At 67.3% G+C, this 7,985-nt stretch carries 10 protein-coding genes; 6 read left to right on the top strand and 4 right to left on the bottom strand.

Annotated features, from left to right (window positions below):
- Positions 1–420: 420 nt before the first annotated feature.
- The 4 genes from U5N23_RS20900 to U5N23_RS20885 are packed head-to-tail and all read right to left on the bottom strand — an operon-like array spanning position 421 to position 3,112.
- Positions 421–1,122 carry a glutathione binding-like protein gene (locus tag U5N23_RS20900; RefSeq protein WP_322594664.1) on the bottom strand — a complete coding sequence of 234 codons (702 nt, stop codon included), beginning with the start codon at positions 1,120–1,122 and terminating at the stop codon, positions 421–423.
- A 1-nt stretch (position 1,123) separates the two neighbouring features.
- Positions 1,124–1,822 (bottom strand): glutathione S-transferase family protein, encoded by a 699-nt coding sequence (locus U5N23_RS20895; protein WP_322594663.1) that lies wholly within the window; start codon positions 1,820–1,822, stop codon positions 1,124–1,126.
- Between the two features lie 11 nt (positions 1,823–1,833).
- Positions 1,834–2,535, bottom strand: coding sequence for an HAD-IA family hydrolase (locus tag U5N23_RS20890; RefSeq protein ID WP_322594662.1), 702 nt, complete (start codon positions 2,533–2,535; stop codon positions 1,834–1,836).
- A 40-nt stretch (positions 2,536–2,575) separates the two neighbouring features.
- The gene (locus tag U5N23_RS20885; RefSeq protein WP_322594661.1) at positions 2,576–3,112 is read right to left on the bottom strand and encodes a peroxiredoxin-like family protein; all 537 of its coding nucleotides are present in this window, start codon (positions 3,110–3,112) and stop codon (positions 2,576–2,578) included.
- 96 nt (positions 3,113–3,208) lie between these two features.
- Here U5N23_RS20885 and U5N23_RS20880 point away from each other — a divergent pair, with 96 nt between their 5' ends.
- The 6 genes from U5N23_RS20880 to U5N23_RS20855 form a co-directional block, all read left to right on the top strand.
- The gene (locus U5N23_RS20880) at positions 3,209–4,057 is read left to right on the top strand and encodes an AraC family transcriptional regulator (RefSeq protein WP_322594660.1); all 849 of its coding nucleotides are present in this window, start codon (positions 3,209–3,211) and stop codon (positions 4,055–4,057) included.
- 98 nt (positions 4,058–4,155) lie between these two features.
- Positions 4,156–5,046, top strand: coding sequence for an ion transporter (locus U5N23_RS20875; RefSeq protein WP_322594659.1), 891 nt, complete (start codon positions 4,156–4,158; stop codon positions 5,044–5,046).
- Between the two features lie 112 nt (positions 5,047–5,158).
- The gene (locus U5N23_RS20870; RefSeq protein WP_322594658.1) at positions 5,159–5,482 is read left to right on the top strand and encodes a hypothetical protein; all 324 of its coding nucleotides are present in this window, start codon (positions 5,159–5,161) and stop codon (positions 5,480–5,482) included.
- Positions 5,483–5,618: 136 nt separating this feature from the next.
- Positions 5,619–5,918 carry a hypothetical protein gene (locus tag U5N23_RS20865; protein WP_322594657.1) on the top strand — a complete coding sequence of 100 codons (300 nt, stop codon included), beginning with the start codon at positions 5,619–5,621 and terminating at the stop codon, positions 5,916–5,918.
- 173 nt (positions 5,919–6,091) lie between these two features.
- On the top strand, positions 6,092–6,562 hold the full coding sequence (locus tag U5N23_RS20860; protein ID WP_322594656.1) for a prepilin-type cleavage/methylation domain-containing protein: 471 nt from the start codon (positions 6,092–6,094) through the stop codon (positions 6,560–6,562).
- A partial coding sequence (locus U5N23_RS20855; RefSeq protein WP_322594655.1) for a HAMP domain-containing protein occupies positions 6,563–7,985 on the top strand: 1,423 nt, incomplete at its 3' end.

Below are 7,985 nucleotides of genomic sequence, written 5' to 3'. Positions count from 1 at the left end.
GCGGTTCTTGAATCGGTAAAAACTCTCGTGACCAGTGACGCGTCGGGACCGGCCTCGGCAATCCGGCGATAACCGTCCGCTATGGTCTGCAGGGTGCCCCAAGCCTGTGCAAGTCGGCGTTCGGCTCCATGGTAGCGCGTGCTCAAAGCCCGTGTTCTGTATTGGGTTCACATCGGCCGCCAGCAGAAGTCTTTGCAGGGGCAGGGCACCAAGATGCTGGCGCAGGTGTTGCAGAAGCTGCGATGGGCGATGCCCGAGGCCTGGGCTGCGGCGGCGTGTTCCGCAGCCGTGCCCTGTTGATCTGGTGTCCCGTCAACAGATGCCCCCAACAAAGCCGATGCATTTCGCGCCAGGGCGGTGCTGCCCAGCGATCCTCGGTTTTCGGGCGTTTCGCTTCGGTGCCTTCTGCCGCGCACGCGCCTAGCGCACCACGCCCGCATCCTGCCCGAACAGCAGGCCGCGCGATGCCGCGTCGACCACCGGGGCCGTGTTGATCTCGTTGGCCTTCTGGTAGGCGCGCACTGTGGCCGGCCGCTTGCGCACGCGCTCGAACCATGCTTGCAGGTGCGGAAAATCCGACAGCACCTGGCGCTGGCGTTCGTGGGGCAGGATCCACGGGTAGCATGCCATGTCGGCAATGGAGTAGCCATCGCCTGCGATGAAGGTGCGCCCGTCACCCAGGTGCTTGTTCAGCACGCCGTACAGGCGCGAGGTCTCCTTCACGTAGCGCTCGATGGCATAGGGCAACGGCTCGGGCGCGTACTGCACGAAGTGGTGGTTCTGCCCGGCCATGGGCCCCAGGCCCCCCATCTGCCAATACAGCCATTGCAGCACCAGGTTGCGCCCGCGAAGGTCCTGCGGAATGAAGCGTTGCGTCTTGTCCGCCAGGTACTGCAGGATGGCGCCCGACTCGAACAGCGACAGTGGTGCCCCGCCGTCGGCCGGTGCATGGTCGACGATGGCCGGGATGCGGTTGTTCGGCGCGATGCGCAGGAACTCGGGCGCGAACTGCTCGCCACGGCCGATGTGGACCGGCAAGATGCGGTAGGGCAGTGCGGCCTCCTCCAGAAACATCGTGACCTTGTGGCCGTTCGGCGTCGTCCAGTAGTGCAGGTCCAGCATGTCAGGCACCCGGTGCTGCGGACAGGCGGGCGTTCTGCGGAAACATGGCGCGCCGCGCTTCATCGTCGAGTTCGGTCTTGAAGGCGTGCCGGGTCTTCAGCGCTTCGGCGCGCTGGGCAGCGGGCCGGGCGTTCACGGTGTCGAGCAGGCGCTTGACATGGGGCAGCTTGTCCCACGGGTCGGTGCCCAGCACATAGGGCACGGCGCGGGCCCAGCCCCAGACGGCCATGTCGACCAGCGTGTACTCCTCGCCCAGCATCCAGGTGCGGGTGGCCAGGCGCTCGTTGATGAGCGTCCAGTGCCGCCATGCCTCGAAGTCGTAGCGGTTGAGCGCATAGGTCTTGGGCTCGGGTGCCACGTGCCTGAAGTGCACCGACTGCCCCGAATAGGGCCCGATGCCGGTGGCCACGAACATCAGCCACGAGTGCATTGCTGCGCGCGCCGCTGGTGTGTTCTCGGGCAGGAAGAGGCCGGTCTTCTCCGCCAGGTACAGCAAAATGGCGTTGCTGTCGAAGACGACCGCGTCGCCATCGACCAGTGCGGGTGTCTTGCCATTGGGATTGATGGCAAGAAACGCCGGCGTATGCTGCTCGCCACGGCGGGTGTCCACCGGCACCATCTCGTAGGGCAGGGCTGCCTCCTCCAGGAACAGGGCGACCTTGGCGGGGTTCGGTGATGGGTGGTAGTAGAGCTTGATCATGGGGGTGTGTCTCAGGGGGTGGAAAGAACCTGCTCGCACAGGGCAGCGAAGCCATCGACGGTGTGGTCGTAGGCCATGTTGGGGTGGGGGTCGGGCGGGCCTGCTGGCCCCCACTCATCTGGGCGGGCGACGAAGGCAGTGCGCAGGCCTGCCGCATGCGCCGCGTTGAGGTCGAAGTTGTGGCAGGCCACCATCAGGATGCGCTCGGGGGCCAGGTTCAGCCAGCGCGCCGCCGTGGCGTAGGCTTCGCGGTGCGGCTTGTAGACGCCGATCATCTCGCACGAGACGATGGCGTCCCAGGTGAAGCCGTTGCGACGCGACACGTCGATGACCAGGGCCGTCGGCAGCATCGTGAACGAGACCACCGGCACGCGCGCACGCAGCGACGCCAGCGCCGGCGCAAAGTCGGGCCAGGCGCGCAGGCGGTGCCAGGCGCGCCACAGGTGTGTGCGGCCTGGCGCATCCAGGGCCGGGAGCCCGAAGGCCAGCACGGCCTCGTCCAGCGCCCGCAGGTGCACGTCGTCCATGTGGAACGCCGGCTGCACCTGGCCAACAATGCCCTGCATGGTGCTGCGCCGCCATGCATTGGCGAATGCGTGGCGGTCAAAGGCTAGGCCCTGCCAGGCTGGCACCCGGGCCAGTTCATCGACCAGCGATCCGTGCCAGTCCAGCACCGTGCCGCCCGTGTCGAAGGCTACTGCGTCGTATTGCATGGGGGCCTTGCTTGCTTGCTTGTTTGTTTGTCGATGGGCCTCAGAAGGCTGCGGTGTATTCGCCCCGAGCCGGGTAGTTCTTCGCCAGCGCGAAGTCCAGCGCATCGCGCAGCTCATCAAAGTGGGGCCGCGCAAACGGCATGGTCTGCACGGCACCGTAGTACAGCGTGCCGTCCGGGCGCACCAGGAACACGCCGGGTTCGGAGAACAGCGCCGGCTCCTCCAAGCCAATGGACGTCATGCCGCGCGAGGCGCTGATGTACAGCCCCCAGGCACGGGCCACCGCCAGCGGCAGGCTGTGGCCTACGCGCAGGCCGGGCGCGCGCAGCTTGTCCGCCATGGCCTGCGCGCGCTCGGCGGTGTCGCTGGACACCGCGACCACCTTCACCCCGCGCTGTTCAAATTCTGGCAGCAGACGGCTCAGCTCCAGCAGGTAGCGCAGGCATATCGGGCAGTGCAGACCCCGGTAGAAGACGACCAGGGTGAAGTTCTGTGGTGCGTCTGCTGCGAGTGTGAAGTCGCCGTGTGCCAGCGTGGGCACGGACAGGGCGGGTACGGGTTGGCGTGGTATCAGCACAGTGAGGTCCTTGGCATTTCAAAGCACCGGGTCACTGTAGCAGCCAGGGTGAGACGTATGGAATCAATGCGTCTCTAATGAGATACCATTCGTCTCATGTCTGATCGCCTCTCGACCCTGCTGGCCCGTTTTCAGCTGCACGCCCGCGTGGTGCACCGTGGGGCATTGCCGGGCGTGCTGGACCTGAGCGCAAGCCAGCGTGGCAGCCATCTGCACCTGCTTTGCGAGGGCCAGATGGAGATGGCAACGGCCGCAGGCGCGCGCCTGGTGGTGAGCGAGCCCAGCGTGCTGCTGCTGCCGCGCCCGCTGGGGCACCAACTGGTGCCGGCGCGGGGTGCTGTGCCTGAACTCGTCAGCGCGGCCATCGATTTCGGTCCGAGCGATGAAAACCCGCTGCTGCGCGGCCTGCCGGATGTGCTGCACGTGCCGCTGGCGCAACTGCAGGCGGGCGGGGCAGCGCTGGTGCTGGTGCAGCAGTCGCTGGTCGTCGAGGCGCAGGCGCAGCGCTGCGGACACCTGGCGGTGGTGGACAGGCTGGTCGAGGTGCTGGTGATCCAACTGCTGCGGCATGCGATGGCGCAGCGCCTGGTCGACGTCGGCGTGCTCGCCGGGCTGGCCGATGTGCGGTTGGCGCGCGTGCTCAATGCCTTGCATGCCGAACCTGAACGCCCCTGGACGTTGGACACGATGGCGCTGCTGGCCGGCATGTCGCGCGCGCGTTTTGCGGCCCGGTTCGGCGCCGCGCTGGGCACACCGCCCGCTGAATACCTGGGTAGCTGGCGTATCGGGCTGGCGCGCTCGCTGCTGCGCCAGGGCATGTCGGTCAAGCAGGTCGCGCCCGAGGTCGGCTATGCCAATGCCAGCGCGCTCGCGCGCGCTTTCACGCAACGCCTGGGCCAATCCCCTACGGCGTGGCTGGTGCAGGAATCACGGGGGGCGGGCTGAGAACAGGTCTGAGAGGCCGAGAATCTTCGTCCATGCCCGCCTTGCACGCCAAACACCCCGGCGTGGGAGTAGCAACTAAGATGACCAGGATGAAGGATATGCCCAGCCCCCAGGTGCGGCCAACTCCCGAGGAGGCGGCCTTTGGTCGTCCGGCGAGCGGGTTTCGGCTGCAGATGTACACGGTGATTTTCGAAGCGGACACCCGTGCGGGACGGCTGTTCGATCTGGTCCTGATCGCCCTGATCCTGGCCAGCGTAGCAGTCGTCATCATGGACAGCATGGCGGGGTTGCACAACCAGTACGCTGACCTGTTTCGGGCGCTGGAGTGGTTCTTCACCGCCGTGTTCACTGCCGAATACATCGCCCGGTTGGCCTGTGTGCGCAGGCCGGCGCGCTACTCGCGCAGCTTCTTTGGCATCATCGATCTACTGGCGCTGCTGCCCACCTATCTGGCCATTCTGGTGCCAGGTCTCTACGCGCTGATCGATGTGCGCGTGCTTCGCCTGCTGCGAATTTTCCGCATCTTGAAGCTCACTGAATACGTGGCCGAGTACGGTGCGCTGGGCCAGGCGTTGGCCGCGTCGCGGCGCAAGATACTGGTCTTCATGTCGTTCGTGATGCTGGTAGTGGTGGTGATGGGCACCTTGATGTACGTCGCGGAGGGCCCGGCGCACGGTTTCACCAGCATCCCTGTGGGTATCTATTGGGCCATTACGACCATGACGACCGTTGGCTTCGGCGATATCACCCCGCACACCGACTTGGGGCGCATCATCGCCTCGGTCATGATGCTGCTTGGCTGGGGCACGTTGGCTGTGCCGACGGGTATTGTCAGCGCTGAATTCACGCTGCAGCGGCAGGGCCATGCACCCACGACACGGACCTGCCATGAATGCCTGAGCGAAGGTCATGCCCCCACCGCACGCTTTTGCAGCGACTGCGGCGCCCGTTTACCCGCATGGCGGCATGAAGCTGCCGAGAGCAAGTGATGGTGCTGTACGCAGCAACACCGCCACGCGCGGCCTGGCTCTGCTCAGGCATTGGAACGAACCGCATAGCGCCTGCCCACCCCCATCGCTGCGCCATCGGGCACCGCTGCAAGTGCCTGGCCAGCGCGTAGCCGTCCATCACGGCAGCCAGGGGGTCGGCTGCACCTGGGTATGGGTCTGCGCTCTTGACAGGCCGGCGCCGCCCCGAGGCGCCGTTGTCCTACCCGAAGCCGGCCGGGGCTGCACGCGGCTGGGCATTGACCGCCTGCAGCAGGCCTGGGGCTTCGACGTGGGCAAGGGGCGCATCAGCGCGTTTGGCACAGTGGCCGGTGGCGAGCGCGTCGAGTACGGCTGGGGTGGCGTCACGGTGATAGGCCGCGCGCCGTGGGAGCCAGCCACCGTGCCCCATCTGCGCACGGTGGCGTGTGGCGATTGATCGCGCAGCCCCAGGTCCGCACGCAACCCTGAACGAAGGAGCATTCCATGGCGACCATTCACCCCCACCTTCGCGCTGGCGTGCTCACTGCGGCGCTGCTGCTCGCCGCCGGCACCCCGCCCTGGCCCAGACCACCGTGCTGTACAGCGCGCGTCCCGCCATCGGGCTGAGCGTGAGCGACAAGATGGCGGCGCGGCAGGCGCTGGTGGAGTTCACCGTTACCATGCCCGGCGGCCAGACGGCCACCGCCACGGCCGAGCCCCAGGGCGGGGGCGAGCGGGCCGGCACCGTGCACTACCCCAGCGACTTCGGCAACGCCGGCACCCGCGTGGGCGACTACACCTGGGCCGCGCGCGTGGGCGGCAAGGTGGTGCAGACAGGGCGCTTTGCCTACCGGCCGGCGCAGGGTGGGCAACTGCTGTTCGTGCCTGGGTAAGCGCTTCGTAGAATCCGTCCTACGCCTTCCGGAACAGGGCGTGGAATATCATGCACCATGAAACAAAATGTTAGCGAGATAGGCGTCCTGGCGCGTCCGTGCGTGCCGCGCACGGGCTGCGCTGGTGCCCTGTTTCCTGTGCCGGGCACCGCATTTTGCGAAGGTGCCGGGTCATGAGGCTGCTCAGCACCCATCGAAGGGCCCTGCATGCGCTGGGGGTGACGCTGCTGGAGCTGCTGATCACCGTCACGCTGATCGGGCTGCTTTCGGCAGTGGCCATGCCCAGCTACAAGGCGTACATCGAACGCGCCAAGGTCGCCGCTGCCAAAAAAGACATCCTGGAAATCAGCGCCATGCTGGACCGGTACGTCAACTTCAAGCACGTGTTCCCGGCAAGCCTGGCCGATCTGCCCTTTACCCGGCTGGACCCCTGGGGCAACCCCTATCGCTACCTGTCGATGGACGGCGCCACGGTCGGCCAAAAGCGCAAGGACAAGTCGCTGCACCCGCTCAACAGCGACTATGACCTGTACAGCATGGGGCCCGACGGCAAGAGCCAGACGCCGTTGACCGCCAAGGCCAGCCGCGATGACATCATCCGCGCCAACAACGGGAGCTTCATCGGCGTCGCCGAGGATTACTGAATGCGCCTGAGTCCGGCCCATGCCATTCTGCACAGCCGTGTCGGGCGCCAACTGCTGGCCACCTTCTTCGTGCTGGTGGCGGTGCCGGTGGGGGCGATGTCGCTGCTGGCCTACCAGCTCACGGAGTACGTTGTGCAGCAGTCTGCAGCGCAGCTCAGTGGTGAGCTGGCCAAGGCAGTGGGCATCAACCTCGTCGACCGGCTGCGCGCCGCAGAAAGCCTGCTGAATGTGCACGGTCTGCCCTCCGGCCAGGGCCCCGGGCCCGTGCCACTGGATCAGCGGCTCGAGAGCGTCTTTGCCAGTGTGGACCGGCTTTTCCCTTCGGAGCTTGCGCCGATGCCGCAGGGCCGCAGCGCATTGCGCGTGGTTGGCGCCCCACAGCCCGGGGTGGCGCCCACCGTGGAACTGATCGTGCCCTTTGCAGGCGCGGTGGTGCGCGGCCGGTTCACTGCAGACTACCTGTGGGAGAACGCGCAGTCGGGCACGCATCGCATCTGCTTTTCGGGTCCGCAGTTGTCTGCACCCTTCTGCCAGGGGGTAGAGGCGCAGGCCGCCAACGAGGTGCGCACGCAGCGCGAAATCTTCTTCACGCCCTATTTCGATGCGCCGGCCTGGACCATTACCACCACCTTGCAGCCAGACGTGCGGCGCTACCTGCCCATTGGCGTGGCGGCCTTGGTGGGCAACGTGGCCGCCATCGCATTTTTGCTCGCACTGGTGAGCAGCTCGGTGGTGCTGCGCAGGCTGACCCGCCCGCTGGATGCGCTCACCTCGGGCACGCGCGCCGTGCTGGAGGGCGACTTCACGCGCAGGGTGCAGATTGCCGGCAGGCGCAATGAATTCACCGACCTGGCCGACTCCTTCAACGCCATGACCGAAGAGGTGGGGCGCGACCTTGCGCTGGTGCACGTGCTCGCGCAGATGGACCAGGCCATCATCGGGCAACGCCCGTTTGCCGAGGTGGTGCGCCTGATGCTCGCGCACCTGAATGCCCAGGCGGGTGGCGCGCCGGTGGGCGTGGTGCAGTGGCCAGCCGGCGCGCCCCGGCCGCTGGTGCTGTCCCTGGCGGCCGATGGAACGCTGGCGCAGCGCGAGACAGGTGCGCCGCGCGACGCGGGCCTGCCGCATGCAGGGGAGGGGGCCGACCCGGCGGGGGGCGAAGGGCCCTGGCACGACCTGCCCGTTGCGCACACCAGCAACCAGCGGGTGTGGCTGCGCCTGGCGCGCCTGCCGGCACCCGAGGGGCGCGCCGGGCGCGAGCTGGCCGCACTGGGCCAGCGGCTGGCCGTGGCCCTGCACGCCGAGCAGCACGAGCATCAACTGCGTGAACGCGCCACGCGCGACAGCCTGACGGGCCTGCTCAACCGCTTCGGGCTGGTCGAGGCCGTTGACCAACTGGTGCAGGCGCAGGCCGCAACGCCCT

The organism is Acidovorax sp. (genome assembly GCF_034519795.1).
Classification (GTDB): domain Bacteria; phylum Pseudomonadota; class Gammaproteobacteria; order Burkholderiales; family Burkholderiaceae_C; genus Acidovorax.
This window is presented reverse-complemented; position numbering and strand designations above follow the sequence as displayed.